The organism is Nocardia sp. NPDC004711, assembly GCF_053601595.1.
This window is the reverse complement of sequence record NZ_JBSGCB010000098.1, coordinates 1-16861: the sequence shown is the minus strand read 5'-3', so window position 1 is coordinate 16861 and position 16861 is coordinate 1. Positions and strand designations below refer to the sequence as shown.

Here is a 16861-nt window from a genome sequence, read left to right as displayed (position 1 = left end):
ATTCACCCCTACATCCATGTCCTGTTCTTCACCAACGGCACCTACCTGGGTACCGCGACGTCCAACCCCTACGGCTACACCGAGGTCATCGGAAAGACCGCGAATACCGTCTCGGTGCAGTACAAGTGGGCGAAATCCAGTGACGCCCTGTGCTGCCCGAGCGGCGGACCCAGCGTGGTGACCTTCACACTCTCGGGTGGCAAGGTGGTGGCGAAGGGGCAGTTCCCGCCGAGCAATTGAGCATCGGCGAGTTGGACCAGCAGCGCGTGCCGTGCAGGGATGTCGGTTCGGCTCGCCCGGGGCACTGGCGGTGACGCGGGCGATGCCGAGGATCATCCGGCGCGCTGATCATGCGGGACGAGCCACATGTTTGGTGGCTCGAGATGTGTTGAGGCACAGACTATTCGGAATAACGCGAGTGCGATATCGGCCGCAGTGTGGCGGGGACCCTTCTGCGGTGGGAGCAGCTCATGTCGATGACCCTGTTGGTGACAATCGCGATCCTCATGCCCGTGGTGGCGGTGGCCGCCGCCTACGCGACGGTCGCGGCGACCTACTGGTGGGAAAGCCGCCGCCGAGCAACACCGCTGATCGCGCCCGAACGCACTGTATTGCCGAGTTCCGTGCAGCGCGCGCAATGGGCTTCATCGTGCAAAGTCCCATGTAGGTCATCAGTTTTCCGACGGTGGCTCGGCCTGATTGCACGTTCAGGACCACTCGAAGCCTGGCCCGTTGCTGGACCACAACGACAGACGCTCACGCGGCACGCCGAGTATCCGCTCCCTGCGGCTTCCCACGCTGGAGGGAGCTGCGTATCAAGGGTGAGCGGATGCCCATTGGTCTTGCCGATGCGGAGGGCCCTTTGATGTGTCCGAGTGGAGCGCAAGCCGGACGATCGTGGCCGACGCGCCCGCGCCGCACGGAATTCGCCGAAGTTTGGTGGGCCGCCGGAGGACGGGTCAGAAGCCTTGGGGGTTCATCGGGTATGGGCCGGGACCGTACGGCAGCGAAAGCGACGGTGCCGCCGAGCTGACCGGTGACGGTCATGCATCGCATGCAGATGCCATGGTGGGCGCAGACTTCGGCGCTCAACGTGTTGCGCTGCTCATACTTGAACACGTTCAAAAAATGACTTAGTCTCGTAGTTGAACACGTTCAAATAAGCGGGGAGCTGGGACAATGAATCTTGTCGTCGTCACATATGCGATCTACACGACCGTCAGTTTGGCGGTCACGTTCTGGGTGGCGCGGGTCTTGCATCGCACCGGCGCACGATTTCTGGTGGATGTCATGAATGGAGACAGCGACCTGGCCGAAGCCGTGAATCATCTGCTGGTCATCGGGTTCTGGCTCGTCAACGCAGGCTTCGTCGCACTGGCTTTGCGCATCAGCGTCCCAGTCGGCGATGCGCGCGTCGCAATCGAGGAACTCGCCATGAAACTTGGCAGGGTCCTGCTCGTACTGGGCGGCATGCACTTCGCAAACCTGATCGCCCTGAACAAGATCCGCCGCAGCCGGCACAAGGAGCAGCAGGCCGGTGTCCCGCCGGTTCCGGTCGACGCCGCCCAGCTAGCCTGAGCCCCATGCCCCGCCCCGAGCCCGCGACCGCACGCGGTGAGGAAACTCGCCAGCAGATCATCGACGCCGCCCTGCGCCTGTTCGAGCAGAACGGCTATACGAAGACCACCATGCGTGCGATCGCGGGCGAAGCCGGTGTCAGCGTCGGCAACGCCTACTACTACTTCACATCCAAGGAACACCTGGTCCAGGGTTTCTACCAGCACATCCAGGCCCTGCACCAACAGCGGGTCGAGCAAGGGCCCCGCAGCGACTCCCTCGCCGCCCGATGGCTGACGATGGAACTGGCCTTCGTCGATGTAGCCGCGCCCTACCACGAGTTCGGCGGCAAATTCTTCGCCATCGCCGCCGAACCCACCAGCCCGCTCAGCCCATTCAGCGACGAAAGCCGACCCGCCCGACAGACATCCACCGCCATCATGAGCGACATGGTCATCGGCACAGATGCCAAGGGCGACAAGCGGCTGATGGCCGAGCTACCGAATCTGCTGTGGCTGGCCCACATGGGCATCGTCCTGTTCTGGGTCCACGACCGCAGCCCTGACCAGGAACGCACCCGACTGCTGATCCGCCGAACCGCCCCACTGGTCGAACGCATCGTGGCGCTGTCGAGACTCCGTCCACTGCGCCCCGTCCTATACCCAGCCCTGGATCTCATCCAGGACCTCAGCAACTGATCAGGCACACCGCCGACGAAGGCATCAGCCCCATCGCCGAAGCGGGTAGCCGAAGGTCAACGGGCCGAGACCATCTCGGCCCGCCGAACCACTGACCTGCCGAATGCAGGGCGATCGATGCTTGACCACAATGTGTTTCGGCTTGCCGACTCGTCGCGGGTGCCACTGTCGCAGCCACACAGCCTCGCGCGGCGCCACCGCAAGGCCGCAACCGTCAACGTCGCACACACCGGCGGCAGGGCTCTCCGCGACGAGGAACAACTCCGGCATCGCGGTCCAGTGAGGATGACCGGAAAGGAAGGATCAAGGGAGTTCACGCCTGGTGTGGGTGGTGGCCCGTTCGCCTGTCTCAATCGGTGCGACGGTCACTCTGAAATAGATGTCAGTCACTTTCGATATGCTGCGCCAGTCCCCTTGATACATGGGGATTTTCGACAACCGGGGAGTGAAGTATGAGAATGTCGGTCCTTGCTCGTTCGACCGTCGGTCTCGCCGCAGTCGCGGCGATGGGGGTGGCCACCATCGTTTCGGCTACGACCGCATCGGCAGCCATGACCATTACCCCGTCGCAAGCCTATTGCGTCGGCACCACTTACACGATCACCCTGCCAGCCGCCGATGCCGCAGCGCTGGAGACGAACCCGTCGCTGGATCAGATCGATTTCAACTACAACTACACCGGCACCGGCGGCACCATTGGCCTGGTGACCTGGACCAAGGGCCAGGACGTCACAGTGCAGTGGACGCCTTCCCAGGCTGCGCAGACCACCGTCTCCGCAGTCGCCTACGGCGAATGGACCGGTGTGGGCACCGTACGGCTGTCGATGGCACCGATCAACGTTGTCCAGAGCGCTCCCGCTGGTTCGAGCTGCACAGCCCCTCCGGCTGGAACCGGAACGGGAACCGGTAGTGCGAGTTCCATTCCGGTGATCGGCGGTCTCCTCAGCAGCCTTTCGGCCCAGAAGTAGTAACACCCTGCCGGAAGCCCTGGCTTGTCAGGGCTTTCGACAGTCCGCAGAGCGTCCGCGGTAGCGCCACGCGTCGCTCTGCTGACCAACGTCACCAACGCTGGCTTCAAGACCATTTTTCGCCGCCTACGGGCGGCACGGGGAGGTAACCATGAACGTCAAGAACGCACTCGTCCGTATGGCGTTGGGCACGGCCGCTATCGCCGCCGCCATCGTGACCAACGCTGGCACCGCGGGTGCCGATGTGCAGCTGCAGCCGATCAACAACGGCACCCAGCAGAACTCCGACATCAGCGCGTACGGCTCGGGTAGCGCCGCCGGCTCCGGCCACGCCATCGGCGACATGATCGGAAGGCTGCTGTTCCACAACGACAACTGACCCGCGGGTCCGTGCCCCTGCCTCGTCCGGCAGGTAGCGTCGGGACGATGAGTCGAGACTGACCTGGACGGGTTGCTCCGGCGACGAGCCGATCATCGACTCACCACAGGTTCCAAAGTCACCCCGACGTGTGGTTGAGACACAAGAAAGCCCTGACCATTTCATATGGTCAGGGCCATTCTTCTATTCAGGGAGGGGTGAGAGTGCGCCACATGATGCGATATGGCCGCATACCGAGAAGGACCACAAATGGTGGGATCACCCGGCGGTCGGCTACTCGGCACCCAACGTCCTACACTGCCGCTGGTCGCACTGACCGAATCGGTCAGCGCGGCACCGCGGAAGATCAACCGGCCGTTGCCGATCCGAGGCCAGCCAGTATCCACACATGCCGAGTTCCGTTCGACCGGTGCAATCCCGCACAATCCGCTGTAGAACAGCGATTTCCGGGCTGTTGCAAATTAGGCGCGGATTTCAGCCATGACCTGAGTCACATGTCTACGTGGACCGCTGTCGACCGATCATGCAGGGCCGCAGGTCATTTGCCCCCCGACGTGACGTCACAATCGCCGACTCGGCGCATTTTGCAACAGCCCGTTTCGCGCGAATTCCTCAGCTGTAGTGCATGTTTAGAACGGTTAGGCTGGCCGTCCATGCCCGCATGGCAGCGCATGTTCCTGCCGCGTGGCGCGTGGCTCGGATCGGCCACGCGCGATTCACCTGCCCACCCCAGTCCGCCCATCGGTGTCCTGCACAGCATGCGATCGCTGCCTGAGACGACCCGATCTGAGCAACCACATTTTCGTGGCCCGAACCGTGGTGTTCGATCACGCACCGGACACCCAGCAAACGCACGCTACTGCCATATACCGCGCTGACCGTACCGGCCGACGGGGCATCGGAAGATCAACTGGCCGTGCCGATCCGAGGTCGGCGGAACGTCCGCTACTGCCGAGGACCGGACATTCCGATGCTGATGAAGCTGTCCGGGTACACATCGGTTCGCAGCCTCGCGAAGTACTCGAGGGTCTCCCGATGAGGGTTTTCTGAACTTCTGCGCCGATACCGAACTCGCCGCGCGCCACCACGCCGCCGGTCGACGAACAGTCTTTCAGCCCGAGAGGAACACGACGAGTACTGAGATATCTATCCCGTTGTGCGAAACGGCATTTCATGGCTTGTGCCAAGGGCGCGAGCCCACTGCCAACACCATGACCTGGGGTGGGCCACCTCTGGTGACGGATCGAGTGCGTGACATCGCCGGTGAAGGTGGCCCGTTCGACCTTCCCGTTGTGCAAAGCGGCATTTTATGTCTTCTGAGGCAGACCAATAACGTCGGATTCATGGAGTGGAATTTTCGGTCGGCCGAAGAGCTTTCAGCTGCGTTGCGTGCCGGTGAGGTGACATCGGTGGAACTGACCGACGAGGCGATCGCCCGTATCGAGCGGGACGACAAGGCGATCAACGCGATCTGTGTGCCGGATTTCGATCGTGCGCGGGCCGCCGCACATCGTGCCGACCAGGCGCGCGCCCGCGGCGAGGACCGGCCGTTGCTCGGTATCCCGGTGACGGTCAAGGAGTCCTACGACATGGCCGGGCTGCCCACGACCTGGGGCATGCCGCAGCACGCGAACTATGTCCCGGCCGAGGACGCGGTACAGGTGTCGCGGCTGAAGGCGGCCGGCGCGGTGGTGCTCGGGAAGACGAATGTGCCGTTGATGCTGCGAGATATCCAGAGCTTCAACGAGATCTACGGCACCACCAACAACCCGTGGGATCACGGCCGCACGTCGGGCGGATCCTCCGGCGGGTCGGCGGCGGCCCTGGCGTGCGGATTCGGCGCGCTGTCCATCGGCTCGGACCTCGCCGGTTCGCTGCGCACCCCCGCGCATTTCTGCGGCATCTACGCACACAAGCCGACACTCGGACTGGCGCCGACCCGCGGCATGGTCGCGCCGCCCGCGCAGGCCTTGCCGATCGACCTCGACCTTGCTGTTGTCGGCCCGATGGCGCGCACCGCCCGCGACCTCACGCTGCTGCTCGACGTGATGGCCGGACCGGACCCGCTGACCCACGGCGTCGCCTACGACATCGCACTGCCGCCCGCGCGCCACGAGCGGCTGGCCGACTTCCGTGTCCTGATCATCGAGGACCATCCGCTCATTCCGACCGGATCGGCGGTGCGGGCGGGCGTGAACCGGGTCGCCGAGGCGCTCGTCGACGAGGGCGCCCGCGTCGAACGGCACAGTCCGCTGCTGCCCGATCCGACCGAAGCGGCGACGCTCTACCTGCAGCTGATGCTGTCGAACGCCGCCGCAAGTCTTTCCGTCGACGTGTACGAACAGCTGCAGACCCACGCCGCCGCCCTGAGCGCGGACGACCGGAGTCTCGATGCGGCGCGGCTGCGCGGCATGGTGCTCAGCCACCGTGGCTGGGTCGAGGCGAACAACCGTCGCGAACTCCACCGCCACGGCTGGCGGCAGCTCTTCGCCGAGTTCGATGCCGTGGTGTGCCCCATCACACCCACTCCCGCCTTCCCGCACAACCACAACGGGGGTCTGGAGAACCGGCACATCGACATCGACGGCGTCGAGTACCCGTACTTCGACCAGCTCGTCTGGGCCGGTATGGCCACCATGCCCGGCCTGCCCGCCACCGCCATCCCAGCGGGCCGGTCACCCGAGGGGCTGCCGGTAGGAGTGCAGCTCATCGGTCCGATGTTCGAGGACCGCACCCCGCTGCGACTGGCCGAACTACTCGAGCAGAAGATCGGCGGCTTCCAGGCGCCGAGTTAAGGCGCACCACCGGGTGTCCACCCGGGGACGAAGCGCCCGCCGAAATCGCAACCGACCATAACGAACCGAGAATCGTCACAGAAGTCCCGCGCGGTCCGAGTCAGCCATGCGCCCTACCGTAAATCAACGCACCGAACTCATCTCGGCGCGAAGCCAGTTCGCCTGGTCGATCGCGAGTGGCACCTCTTGGAGGCGATTTCGAGCAAATCGTCTCCAGGGTGTGCCACTCGATGGCTGGGCTGCAGGCCAGTTGGCCGATGAACGCACTGAACTGCCGCATACCGCGCTGACCGAACCGGCCAGCGCGACACCACGGAAGATCAACGGGCCGCAGGCATCCCGGGCGGCCGACCCTCCGCTGGCGTGCGTGTGGCGCCGGCTAGGGCCTCAGAACGATTTTGCCGTGGGTGTGTCTGCGTTCGAGTTCGGTGTAGGCCTGACGAACCTGCGTCAACGGGTAGACGTTCGCGATCGGGACTTCGAGGTGTCCGTCGGCGATCAGGCCGGCCAGTTCGGCGAGGACCTCGGCGCCCGGCCTGCCGTTGGGCCCGGGTTCGGTTTTGACCCCATACTTTGCGGCTGCTGGGAAATCGATGATGGTGTCGATCCGCTCGATTGCGACGCCGAGAGCGAGGGCAAGTTCGACGTACCCGTCGCCGTAGGTGTCGATGAAAGCATGGATGCCGCCCGGTGCGGCGGCCTTGATCCGGTCCATGACGCCGTCACCGTATGCGACGGGGATTACGCCGTGGCTTTGCAGCCACTCGTGGTTGCGCTCGCTCGCCAGACCGATAACCGTGGCTCCGGCACGACGCGCGAGCTGAACGGCGAGTGAGCCGACTCCTCCGGCGGCTCCGGAGACGACGACGCTCTCGCCCTGCTCGAGCCGTACGGAATGCACTGCCCCCCATGCAGTCACGCCGGCAATGTATAGGCCGCCCGCCACTTCCCATGGGACGTTCTTCGGTTTGGGGGTGAGGTTGTCGACATCGACGAGGACCAGCTCGGCCTGGGCGCTGCGCCGCTCGGAGAATCCGATCACCTCGTCACCGGGCGCGAATCGGCCGGCTCCGGCGCCGATCTCGACGACGACTCCGGCGAGATCGCTGCCCTGCCCGGAGGGAAAGATGGAGGGAAAGATGTCCGTCATCGCGCCGGTGCGCAATGCCGCCTCACCGGGGTTGATGCCGGCTGCTCTCACCTGCACGAGGACCTGCCCTTCCCCGGGCACGGGACGGTCGACCTCCTCGATCCGCAGGACGTCGATTCCGCCGAATTCGTCGTACCTGACTGCTTTTGTCATTGTCTTGCTTCTCCTCCGGAGCGCCATGCGCGGCTGACTTCGAGAACGGGAATGGTTCGCACCGGCGTGCCCATCACCAGGGCACTGTTCCGGCGTCGTCGAAGAATCCGCCGGTCGGTCCGTCGTCGGGCAGGGTCGCGAGGTGAATCGCGATCGCCGCCCCCTGCTGTGGTGTGCGGACGCCTTGGAAGCCGTTGAGATCGGTGGCGGTGAAACCGGGGCAGCCGGAATTGATCAGGATGTTGGTGCCGCTCAGTTCCTTGACGTATTGGATAGTGACGGCGTTGAGGAACGTCTTCGAGGCCAAGTACGCAGTGGGAACCGGGCCCATGTCGATGCCGGGCGTGGTGTGCAGGGCGAGCGAGCCGACACTGCTGGACATGTTGACGATTCGCGGTGAGGCCGACGCGCGCAGCAGCGGCAGCATCGCGTTGGTGACCCGGATGACCCCGATCACGTTGGTTTCCACCACAGCTCGCACGGTCGCGGGATCGACCGTGGTCGGTGTCTGCGGCGAACCACCGGTGATCGCGGCATTGTTGACCAGAACATCGAGCCCTCCGGCATGGTCGGCGATCAACTCGGCCGCCGCTGCCACACTCGCGTCGTCGGTCACGTCGAGCGGCACGGCGAACGCATCGGTTCCGGCCGCGCGCAACTTCTCCACCGCGGTCTCGCGGCGTTGCCGATCCCTCGCGCCCACACCGATTCGCCAGCCGAGGGCGCCCAGGCCCGCCGCGATCTCGTATCCGATTCCTTTGTTCGCGCCGGTCACCAGCGCAATCGTCGGTTCACTCATGCCGTCGATCATGCTGCGGACTCGGGTGGGGCATCCAACACCGATCGGGTGGGCGACGATACCGCACGGGTATTGGTCGTGGTGAGCGCCGGATACGATGACACGGTGGAGACGCGGGAGTTGCGATACTTCGTCGCCGTCGCCGAAGAATTGCACTTCGGGCGGGCGGCGCAACGGCTCTCGATGGCGCAACCACCGCTGTCGCGGGCGATCCAGCAGCTGGAACGGCGGCTCGGAGTCGTTCTGCTGCACCGCAATTCCCGCGCGATCACGTTGACCAAGGCCGGGTCGGTGCTGCTGCGGGAGGCCCGCCTCGCCCTCGAAGCGGTCGAAGCCGCCGAGCGCCGCACCCGCCGCGCCGCTGCCGACCGGCCCGGCGTGGTGCTGGCCACCAAGGCAGGAGCGTCCAGCGAGCTGTTGTCGAAGCTGCTGGACGCCTACGCCGCCGACCCCTGCGCTGTCGCGGTCGAGGTGGTGCTGTGCGGGCCCGGCGAACCGGAAAACCTGCTACGCAACGGGCGTGCCGACGTTGCTCTGCTCCTCCGGCCCTACGACACGACGGCCGGATTCGACACCGAGGACCTGCACACCGAACAACAGGTCGTGGTCCTGCCCGCCGGGCACCCCCTCGCCAACCGACCCCACATGTCGATGGCCGAGGTCAACGCCCTGACGGACCTGCCCCTGCCGCGCTGGCCTCGACCGGATGGAAGTTATCCGGACGGCCCCGGCCCGCAGGTTCGCGACCACACCCAGTTGATCCAGCTGATCAGGCTCGGACGGGCCTGCGCGGTCATGCCCGAGTCGCTCCGAGCCCAACTACGCGACGATCACGCCATCGTGCCGGTGCCGGACGCACCGGCCGTCACGACCGTCATCGCCTGGCCACCACACAGCAGATCCAAAGCCGTCGCCGACCTCGTCCGTACGGCGATACGCCTCTAGCCGATAACATCCGCAGCGGCCGTGCACCGCGCTGACCGAACCGGCCGGCGCGTACCCGGCCGGCGCCGAGAATGCTCGCGGCTCAAAGCGTCCGTTTTGCCGAATTCCAGTGCGGGAACACGTGACATCGACGGTCCCGAGCTGTTCGCATGCGGGCGATTATTCCGCCGCCCCGGGACTTGGCCACGATGCCGGGTCGGGGATCCGCCATGGCGGATTCAGGCGATTGGCTCCGGCGTAGAACAGGCAAAGACGGTGGCCGTCGGGATCGCGCAGCCATGCCTCTCGCCACAGCCACGACATGTCGGCGGGCAGGCTGTCGAAATCCACGCCCGCAGCGCGTAGCCGGGCGCATTGGTCGTCGAGGTCATCGGACTCGAAGTAGATGGACACCTGCGCGCCGCCGGGCACGGAGTCCACCAACTCGACCGAAAACGTGCTGTCGCCCTCAGGACATTGGAACCGCAGGTAGTGGTCGTCTTTGACGATCAGCTGGAGTCCGAGCAGTTCATAGAACCGCTCGGACCGGCGCAGGTCGGTGGTACCGATCGTGATCTGATTCAGCCGCATCCGGCCACTGTGCAACCTCGAGCGCGGTTCAGGTCAATCAACTGTTCACGTGAGGTTGCGAGCGAGATCGATGTCTGTTGCCGCACAACCGATGACGCGGCCGCTTCACCGATTCCGGTTGCACGCCACCGCTGCGGCCAGCCTGTTCAGCGGAAGAATTCGCGCAGTACGCCGGCCACCGCGGGGACGTCGTCGGGGTGATGACGTTGTCCGGGCAAGGTGACGGTGCGGGCATCGGGCAGCGCCCCCTGGAGTAGGTCAACGCTGGCTGTGCCGTACGGATCGGTGATCTCGCCGGCGAGGAGAAGGGTGGGCAACTCGATGGCCGACCAGGATGCGATATCGGGGTCCATCGCCGTGAGGCATTCGAGATCGGCGACCAATCCGGGCGCGCGGAAGGCGAGAGCGTCCGCGAGCGGTTGCAGGGCCGCGTGGGGAGGGACGGGATCGATAATGGCGGTGAAGAATTCGATGATCGCGTCCTCGGGCCGTCCGCTCTCCATGTGGAGCCGAATCTTCTCGAGCGTCGGCGTCAATGGAGGGCCGGCGAGCGCGACCGGGGGCTCGTACAGTGCAAGACGCCGCACCATCGACGCATCCCGCTGCATCGCCTCCAAGGCGACCAGACCGCCCGCCGAGTGACCGAAGACGAAAGCAGGTTCACCCACCGCGGCCAGGACCGCCGCCAGATCGGCGGCTTGCGCGGCGAACTCCGCTGGGCGCGGGCCGTTTCCGCTCGATCCGTATTCACGTCGTTCGATCACGACGACCCGGTAATCCGGAGCCAGCAGCCCGGCCAGCTCCAGATACGTGTCCAAGGTGACCAACGCGCCGGGAACGATCACCAGCGTCGGCCCCGCCCCTTGCGTCTGAAAGACAATGCGCGTCCCGTCGGCCGACACGACGCTCTCGATGCAAACCGCCACGTTTCGATCTTGACATACATCTGCGGGTCCGCAGAGACACGAAGCATTCGCGCAGCCCGTCAGCGCAAACCCAACGTTGTTCGCCCACCGCGCATTCCGACAACGGGCAAGACTCACATGTCACTCGCGAACCAGATACACGGCCGCGCGGAACATCCTCTTCTGCAGCGCGCCGCGCTGACCGAACCGGCCAGTGTGGTCCGGCGGAAGATCAACTGGCCGTTGCCATCCGAGTCCGGACGAACGTACCGTAATGCCGATGACCGAGTATCCATTCGCCGGTCGGATGCGCAAGTATGGCGGGATGGCCAGCGACAACCTCATGCTCATCCACGATGCCGCGCTCCTTGCCCAGGGCGAACGGGTTCTCGGTGCCGAGTTCAAAGCGATGCACGAGCGGGTTGTGCAGGTCACGGAGTTGACCTCCCGTCTCAACATCCTGCCCTTCGACGACGAGACCGGAAAGGCAGCCCTGCTCGAACAGATCCTGGGCCGCCCTCTCCCAGCAGCAGTCACGATTTACCCACCCTTCTACACCGACCATGGACTGCACCTCGACTTGGCCGAGCGCGTGTTCATCAATCAGGGGTGTACTTTCCTGGACTACGCCGGTATCAGGTTGGGCAGGGGCGTGATGATCGGCCCGAAGGCTACGTTCATCACCATGGGCCACCCGGTCGACCCGGAGGAACGGCGCCGATTCCTCACCGGTGCACCGATCGATGTGGCGGAGAACGTATGGATCGGTGCCGGGGCGATGATCCTGCCCGGGGTCAGCATCGGGCGTGACGCCGTGGTCGCCGCAGGTGCAGTCGTGGCCGATGACGTGCCAGCGAGGAGCTTGGTGGCTGGCCCCAAGGCCGCGGTGCGCCGAGATTGGTAGCGCGAGGCAGCAGCGGTTCCACTTTGCTGCTGAACGCACTATTCTGCCGCATACCGCGCTGACCGAATCGGCCAGCGCGGGCATCGGAAGATCAACGGGCAGAGCGCTGTACGACCGCCAGCGGTGCGCGCTCATGTCGAATGCCGTACATCGGAGCGGCTCAGGTGTTGATCCACCAGCCGAGAGGGTTGTCGTCTTCGTCGTAGACGTTGCCGTACCCCCATGCCCAGCCGTGCTCGGTCGCCCATCCCTCGATTACATCCTCTATCGCAGGAAAACCGACCGCGACCGGCACTGTGATCACGATGAAGCGTCGGTCGGGTGGCATCTCGACCAGTCCGCCGAGTCGCTCGAATCCCGCAGTGAGAGTGTTGATCCCGGAATCGGAGGGCGGCATGGCCGTCGGGTAGGCCCTCAGGCAGAGGTTTCCCCCACGGCGCAGTACTTCGAAACCGCCGTCGTCAAAGACGCGAAGATGGTCTCCGGCGGCGAAATCGTAGGTCAGGCCGGGACTGCCGAGAATCTCATAGTCGTTGTGCTCCAGGAGCTTTGCGGGAAGTACCTCGTAGACGGGTTCCCCGGAAGCGCCTGCCCCAGCAAGCACCCGGACGTGCGTATGGCCGCGGGCACTCTGATCATCCGACACGGGTGGATTCTGTCATCAGACTCTCACGACACCCAGGCAGCCCCGAACGTGCGGCACCAGAGTTCTGATCTCGCTCCGTGGCATCCGGGTGCCGAGCCTCCGTGAAAACCGGTTGGCGGACCGCGGCGACCACTGCTACTTTCCTGAAGGCCGTGCCGGAGAACGAGGAGGTGGTACCCGTGAACGCAGTATCGACATGGGTGCTCCCCTCCGGGGTCACGGTCGGGCGATAGGTCGTCCGGGAGCGCCGTTCAGCAGCACTCCCGAAAGGCACGACCGTGCAATTCAATTCCGAAAAGCGCCTGGACGACAAGGTCCTCGAGCGTGAATTCACCCTCGGCGAGATCCCCGGCATCCTGTGGACGCCCACATCCGCATCCGCACCAACCCCGCTGATCCTGCTCGGCCACCCTGGTGGACTGCAGAAGATGTACCCCCGACTGGTGGCCCGGGCCCGGCACGCCGTGGCGGAAGGCTTCGCCGCGGCCACGATCGAACTCCCAGGCGGCGGTGACCGGCCCCGTTCCGCCGTCACCGATCAGGCTCGCGCCGACCTGCACCGGGCGTTGAAGGCCGGCGAACCGGTCACCGACGAAATCGTCGAACGCCTCATTCTCCCGCTGGTCGAACAGGCAGTTCCCGAGTGGCGAGCCACCCTGGACGCCCTCCTGGCGTTGCCCGAGATCGGCGGCCCGGTCGGGTACGCGGGAGGGGTGATCGCCCTCGGCCTCCGGCTGGCGGTGGTCGAGCCGCGCATCTGCGCCGCCCTGCTGTTCGCCGGGAGTTTCGTGCCCCGCAGCATGTTCGCCGAGGCCCGGCAGGTCACCATTCCGCTGCACGTCCTGTTGCAGTGGGACGACGGGGGAAACGACCGGCAGCTGGCCTTGGACCTGTTCGACGCCTTCGGCTCCGAGGAGAAGGCGCTGCACGCCAATATGGGCGGGCATACCGGCGTCCCGGCGTCCGAGGCGGACGGCGGGAGCCGGTTCTTCGCCCGGCACCTGAAGTGAGGCCGGCCCGCCGGGTCGGCAGCAGACGGTAGGAGCTGCCGGCCAGGATGCCGCCATCGAGGACAGGTCCCGACCCTCCTCGATGGCGGTGGTGCCATATGTGAGTTACCTTGTGCCAGAACATGTCCAGGATCAACCTGACAAGATCATCGTGAACATGGGGTGGGTTGTGTTTCTGGTTCGAGCGTGGCGGCTACTCGTGTCGTTCGCGGCGATCCTAGCCGCGGGCGCCATCGGTCAGGCGACAGCAATGTGGCTCGGCTTCACGGTGCTCTTCGCAATTCTGATCGGCGGAATCATGTTCGAGAACCGCGTCATTCGTCGCAAGCTGAGGTGACCCACTCCGAACCGGCCAAGCACGACCGCTCGGACGATCAACCGGGCCGCCTCCGGATACCGTGATGTCGTCAGTGGGGACGGTCGGGGTGTACGAGGCCGTGTTGGTGGGCGTAGACGACGGCGTGGATGCGGTCGCGCACACCGAGTTTGGCGAGGACTCGGGAGACGTGGGTTTTGACCGTTTCCTCGCCGACGCCCAGGGCGGCGGCGATCTCGCTGTTGCTGCGGGCATCTGCCACCAGTAGGAGTACCTCACGTTCGCGGGCCGTGAGGTGCGCCAGCTCCGGTGGCTCGACCGGCGGGGCGATGCCGGTCATCAGGCGGGTGGCCAGGCGGCGCGTCATGGACGGGTCGATGACGGCGTCGCCGCGCACGGCCACCCGGATGGCGGCCACGAGTTCTTCGGGCGGAAGGCTTTTCAGCAGGAAGCCGCTGGCCCCGGCCGACAGCGCGCGGTGCAGGTTGGCCTCGCTGTCGTAGGTGGTGAGCACCAGCACCCGGGTGCCGCCCGCCGCCACGATGGCGGCGGTGGCGGCGAGCCCGTCCAGCTTCGGCATGCGCACATCCAGGATCGCCACGTCCGGATGGGTGCGGGCGGCCGCCTCGATGGCGGCGCGGCCGTCGCCCACCTCGGCCACGCACTCCAGATCCGGGTGCGCGTCCACCACCGCGCGCAGGCCGGAGCGGAACACGGTGTGGTCGTCGGCGATCAGGATGGTGATGCTCATGCGGCTCCGATCGGCTCTGCGGTCCCCATGCGCATCATGCGGACCCGATGGGCACGGAAACCCGGATGGCCCAACGGGTTCCGGACGGGTCGGCACCGTAGGCGACGGTGCCGTCGAACAGTTCGACCCGGCGGCGGATCCCGTCCAGGCCGCGCGGCACCCCGGTGGTGCTCTCCAGGGCCGCAATGGGATTCGTCTCGCGTAACTCCACCGCGCCCGGGAGATAACCGATCTCCAGCACGGCCGCATCACGCCCGTGCCGCAGCGCATTGGTCAGCAGCTCCTGGACCACCCGGTAGAGCATGACGTCCAGCGACTCCGGCAGCACCGGCGGCTCACCCGAAACCGTCACGTGCACAGTCAATCCGGCGTCCCGCACCCGCTGCACCAGGTCCTCGATATCGGCCAGGCCGGGCTGCCGCTCGCCCTCGTCGTCGCGGCCGTGCAGCAGGTCCAGCTGCCGGCGCAGATCCACCATGGCGGCGCGGCTGCTCGACTCCACCGCGGACACCGACCGCGCCGCCGCCTCGGTATCGGTGCGGGACAGCGCCATTCGCGCCACCCCGGCATGAATCCCGATGGCGCTCACATGATGCGAGATGACGTCGTGCAGATCCCGGGCGATGGCCTCGCGCTCATCGGCCAGCGCCCGGTCCAGCGCCGCCCGCTGCTCCTGCTGCCGCAGGCTCTCCCGCTGCTCCAGCTCCGCGATATAGGCTCCGCGCGCCGCGGTGTACCGGCCCACCAGCCAGGGCACCACGCCCGCGCCCAGCGCGAAGGTCGCCAGCCGGATCGGATTGTTGGCGCCCGCGATGGCCGCCACCAGATTCACCGTCAGCGAGCCGCCGGCCAGCAGCAGCACGGTCAGCACCGAGCTGAGCCCGCTCAGCCACGCACCCGCCTGATACCCCGCGACCAGGAAGCCGACATCGAAAACCCGTGCGGTGATGCCGTAGTGGTGGGCGAACAGCGCCACCGCCACCTTCACCACCACCTGCGCCACCGCCACCGCGGCCGCCGTCGAGGCGGGCGCGGCCAGCGCCAGATCCGCGGCCACCGTGGCCAGCGTCAGGATCGCGGCCAGCGCGGGCGCGGCGCCGAAGGCACCGCACATCACCATCTGGGCGCTGTCCAGCGCCGCCGCGACGGCGGCCACCAGCAGCGACTGCCGGGCCAGCGACCTGGTCACATCCATGGCCGCACGGTACCCCGGGGACCGCCCGTCCCCCGTGTGGGGGACGCGGAATCCCCCGGCGGCGCGACGATCCGCGCGCGCCACCGCACTAGCGTCGAGCACATGCCAGCAGCCCGACCGCCCCGCCGAGGAGCACGCCCGTGAATGCCGACCTGTTCATCTACGCCCTGCCGGCGTTCGCGCTGCTCATGTTGATCGAATGGATCGACAACCGGCGCGACCCGGACCGCCCGGCCAATGGCATCGACCGGCGCGACACCACCTCCAACATCGCCACCTTCGTGCTCGGCCGCATTGCCAAACCGATTCTGGCGCAGGTGATTCCGTTCTCCGGCGTGGTGCTGGCCGCGCACTTCACCCCGCTGCACCTGTCACCGGCGCACTGGTGGGTGTGGGTGCTGGGCCTGATCGTCACCGATTTCTGCTACTACTGGGCGCACCGCGCCGACCACCGGGTGCGGCTGCTGTGGACCTCGCACAGCGTCCACCACTCCAGCCGGTTCTTCAACTTCTCCACCGCCATCCGGCTGCCCTGGGCGCATCCGGCCGCCAATATCGTGCGCGGCCTGTGCTGGGTGCCCGCCGCACTGCTGGGCTTCCCGGCCTGGATGGTGTTCGCCCTGCAGTCGCTGGGGCTGCTCTACCAGTTCCCGATCCACACCCAGCGCGTGAAAACCCTGTGGCGGCCCCTCGAATTCGTGTTCAACACCCCGGCCCACCACCGTGTGCACCACGGCTCCAACCAGCCGTATCTGGACACCAATTACGGTGGCATCCTGATCATCTGGGATCGCCTGTTCGGCAGCTTCGCCGCGGAAACCGAACCGATTCGCTACGGGTTGACCAAGGACATCGAAACCGACAATCCGATCAAGGTCAATTACACCGAACTAGTCGATCTCGTCCGTGATGTCCGGACTGCCCGAACCTGGCGCGGCCGTCTCGGATATATCTTCGGCCCGCCCGGCTGGCACGAGAATGCCGCCACCCCCGACCTCGAAAAGGTCTCGGCCGCGGTCTAGCCCAATAAGAAAAGGGGCGCTTCGTCTCGGCGATCCGGCCGTCGGTGAGACGCATGTGACCGCCGTCACCGCCACCCAGGGTTTCAGCTCACCAGCAA

At 66.0% G+C, this 16861-nt stretch carries 18 protein-coding genes; 11 read left to right on the top strand and 7 right to left on the bottom strand.

Annotated features, from left to right (window positions below):
• The 6 genes from ACWEKS_RS46225 to ACWEKS_RS46200 all read left to right on the top strand — a co-directional run.
• The coding region (locus ACWEKS_RS46225) for an LppP/LprE family lipoprotein (RefSeq protein WP_452340366.1) at positions 1 to 240 on the top strand (240 nt) is incomplete at its 5' end.
• A 939-nt stretch (positions 241 to 1179) separates the two neighbouring features.
• Positions 1180 to 1578 carry a hypothetical protein gene (locus ACWEKS_RS46220; RefSeq protein ID WP_452346051.1) on the top strand — a complete coding sequence of 133 codons (399 nt, stop codon included), beginning with the start codon at positions 1180 to 1182 and terminating at the stop codon, positions 1576 to 1578.
• 5 nt (positions 1579 to 1583) lie between these two features.
• On the top strand, positions 1584 to 2255 hold the full coding sequence (locus tag ACWEKS_RS46215) for a TetR family transcriptional regulator (protein WP_452346050.1): 672 nt from the start codon (positions 1584 to 1586) through the stop codon (positions 2253 to 2255).
• A 452-nt stretch (positions 2256 to 2707) separates the two neighbouring features.
• Complete coding sequence (locus ACWEKS_RS46210; RefSeq protein WP_452346049.1) at positions 2708 to 3223, top strand: hypothetical protein; 516 nt, start codon at positions 2708 to 2710, stop codon at positions 3221 to 3223.
• Positions 3224 to 3374: 151 nt separating this feature from the next.
• A complete protein-coding gene (locus tag ACWEKS_RS46205; protein ID WP_452346048.1) occupies positions 3375 to 3602 on the top strand; it encodes a hypothetical protein in 228 nt (75 codons plus the stop codon).
• A gap of 1247 nt (positions 3603 to 4849) precedes the next feature.
• The gene (locus ACWEKS_RS46200; protein WP_452346047.1) at positions 4850 to 6397 is read left to right on the top strand and encodes an amidase; all 1548 of its coding nucleotides are present in this window, start codon (positions 4850 to 4852) and stop codon (positions 6395 to 6397) included.
• Between the two features lie 379 nt (positions 6398 to 6776).
• Here the strand turns inward: ACWEKS_RS46200 and ACWEKS_RS46195 are convergent, their stop codons facing one another.
• Together ACWEKS_RS46195 and ACWEKS_RS46190 are read right to left on the bottom strand one after the other, a co-directional pair.
• Entirely contained in the window at positions 6777 to 7700 is a 924-nt protein-coding gene (locus ACWEKS_RS46195) for an NADP-dependent oxidoreductase (RefSeq protein WP_452346052.1), read from the bottom strand.
• A gap of 73 nt (positions 7701 to 7773) precedes the next feature.
• Entirely contained in the window at positions 7774 to 8499 is a 726-nt protein-coding gene (locus ACWEKS_RS46190) for an SDR family oxidoreductase (protein WP_452346046.1), read from the bottom strand.
• Between the two features lie 48 nt (positions 8500 to 8547).
• On the opposite strand from ACWEKS_RS46190, the gene ACWEKS_RS46185 reads away from it, so the two are divergent.
• Positions 8548 to 9444 (top strand): LysR family transcriptional regulator, encoded by an 897-nt coding sequence (locus ACWEKS_RS46185; RefSeq protein ID WP_452346045.1) that lies wholly within the window; start codon positions 8548 to 8550, stop codon positions 9442 to 9444.
• A gap of 159 nt (positions 9445 to 9603) precedes the next feature.
• Here the strand turns inward: ACWEKS_RS46185 and ACWEKS_RS46180 are convergent, their stop codons facing one another.
• Together ACWEKS_RS46180 and ACWEKS_RS46175 are read right to left on the bottom strand one after the other, a co-directional pair.
• A complete protein-coding gene (locus tag ACWEKS_RS46180; RefSeq protein WP_452346044.1) occupies positions 9604 to 10014 on the bottom strand; it encodes a VOC family protein in 411 nt (136 codons plus the stop codon).
• Between the two features lie 146 nt (positions 10015 to 10160).
• Positions 10161 to 10940, bottom strand: coding sequence for an alpha/beta fold hydrolase (locus ACWEKS_RS46175; protein ID WP_452346043.1), 780 nt, complete (start codon positions 10938 to 10940; stop codon positions 10161 to 10163).
• A 259-nt stretch (positions 10941 to 11199) separates the two neighbouring features.
• Here ACWEKS_RS46175 and ACWEKS_RS46170 point away from each other — a divergent pair, with 259 nt between their 5' ends.
• Positions 11200 to 11823 carry a DapH/DapD/GlmU-related protein gene (locus ACWEKS_RS46170; protein ID WP_452346042.1) on the top strand — a complete coding sequence of 208 codons (624 nt, stop codon included), beginning with the start codon at positions 11200 to 11202 and terminating at the stop codon, positions 11821 to 11823.
• 160 nt (positions 11824 to 11983) lie between these two features.
• Here the strand turns inward: ACWEKS_RS46170 and ACWEKS_RS46165 are convergent, their stop codons facing one another.
• Entirely contained in the window at positions 11984 to 12469 is a 486-nt protein-coding gene (locus tag ACWEKS_RS46165) for a DUF4265 domain-containing protein (protein ID WP_452346041.1), read from the bottom strand.
• Positions 12470 to 12747: 278 nt separating this feature from the next.
• On the opposite strand from ACWEKS_RS46165, the gene ACWEKS_RS46160 reads away from it, so the two are divergent.
• Both ACWEKS_RS46160 and ACWEKS_RS46155 read left to right on the top strand, forming a co-directional pair.
• Complete coding sequence (locus tag ACWEKS_RS46160; protein ID WP_452346040.1) at positions 12748 to 13479, top strand: alpha/beta hydrolase; 732 nt, start codon at positions 12748 to 12750, stop codon at positions 13477 to 13479.
• Between the two features lie 100 nt (positions 13480 to 13579).
• Positions 13580 to 13816, top strand: coding sequence for a hypothetical protein (locus ACWEKS_RS46155; RefSeq protein ID WP_452346039.1), 237 nt, complete (start codon positions 13580 to 13582; stop codon positions 13814 to 13816).
• A 70-nt stretch (positions 13817 to 13886) separates the two neighbouring features.
• Here ACWEKS_RS46155 and ACWEKS_RS46150 read toward each other — a convergent pair whose 3' ends face one another.
• Together ACWEKS_RS46150 and ACWEKS_RS46145 are read right to left on the bottom strand one after the other, a co-directional pair.
• Positions 13887 to 14546 (bottom strand): response regulator, encoded by a 660-nt coding sequence (locus tag ACWEKS_RS46150; protein WP_452346038.1) that lies wholly within the window; start codon positions 14544 to 14546, stop codon positions 13887 to 13889.
• 34 nt (positions 14547 to 14580) lie between these two features.
• Positions 14581 to 15741, bottom strand: a complete 1161-nt coding sequence (locus tag ACWEKS_RS46145; protein WP_452346037.1) for a sensor histidine kinase — start codon at positions 15739 to 15741, stop codon at positions 14581 to 14583.
• Positions 15742 to 15881: 140 nt separating this feature from the next.
• Here ACWEKS_RS46145 and ACWEKS_RS46140 point away from each other — a divergent pair, with 140 nt between their 5' ends.
• The gene (locus tag ACWEKS_RS46140) at positions 15882 to 16763 is read left to right on the top strand and encodes a sterol desaturase family protein (protein WP_452346036.1); all 882 of its coding nucleotides are present in this window, start codon (positions 15882 to 15884) and stop codon (positions 16761 to 16763) included.
• Positions 16764 to 16861: the final 98 nt, after the last annotated feature.

Coding starts and splice junctions, on each gene's coding strand:
- ACWEKS_RS46220 (WP_452346051.1), top strand. CDS start 1,180: ATGAATCTTGTCGTCGTCACATATGCGATCTACACGACCGTCAGTTTG.
- ACWEKS_RS46215 (WP_452346050.1), top strand. CDS start 1,584: ATGCCCCGCCCCGAGCCCGCGACCGCACGCGGTGAGGAAACTCGCCAG.
- ACWEKS_RS46210 (WP_452346049.1), top strand. CDS start 2,708: ATGAGAATGTCGGTCCTTGCTCGTTCGACCGTCGGTCTCGCCGCAGTC.
- ACWEKS_RS46205 (WP_452346048.1), top strand. CDS start 3,375: ATGAACGTCAAGAACGCACTCGTCCGTATGGCGTTGGGCACGGCCGCT.
- ACWEKS_RS46195 (WP_452346052.1), bottom strand. CDS start 7,700: ATGACAAAAGCAGTCAGGTACGACGAATTCGGCGGAATCGACGTCCTG.
- ACWEKS_RS46190 (WP_452346046.1), bottom strand. CDS start 8,499: ATGAGTGAACCGACGATTGCGCTGGTGACCGGCGCGAACAAAGGAATC.
- ACWEKS_RS46180 (WP_452346044.1), bottom strand. CDS start 10,014: ATGCGGCTGAATCAGATCACGATCGGTACCACCGACCTGCGCCGGTCC.
- ACWEKS_RS46170 (WP_452346042.1), top strand. CDS start 11,200: ATGACCGAGTATCCATTCGCCGGTCGGATGCGCAAGTATGGCGGGATG.
- ACWEKS_RS46150 (WP_452346038.1), bottom strand. CDS start 14,546: ATGAGCATCACCATCCTGATCGCCGACGACCACACCGTGTTCCGCTCC.
- ACWEKS_RS46145 (WP_452346037.1), bottom strand. CDS start 15,741: ATGGATGTGACCAGGTCGCTGGCCCGGCAGTCGCTGCTGGTGGCCGCC.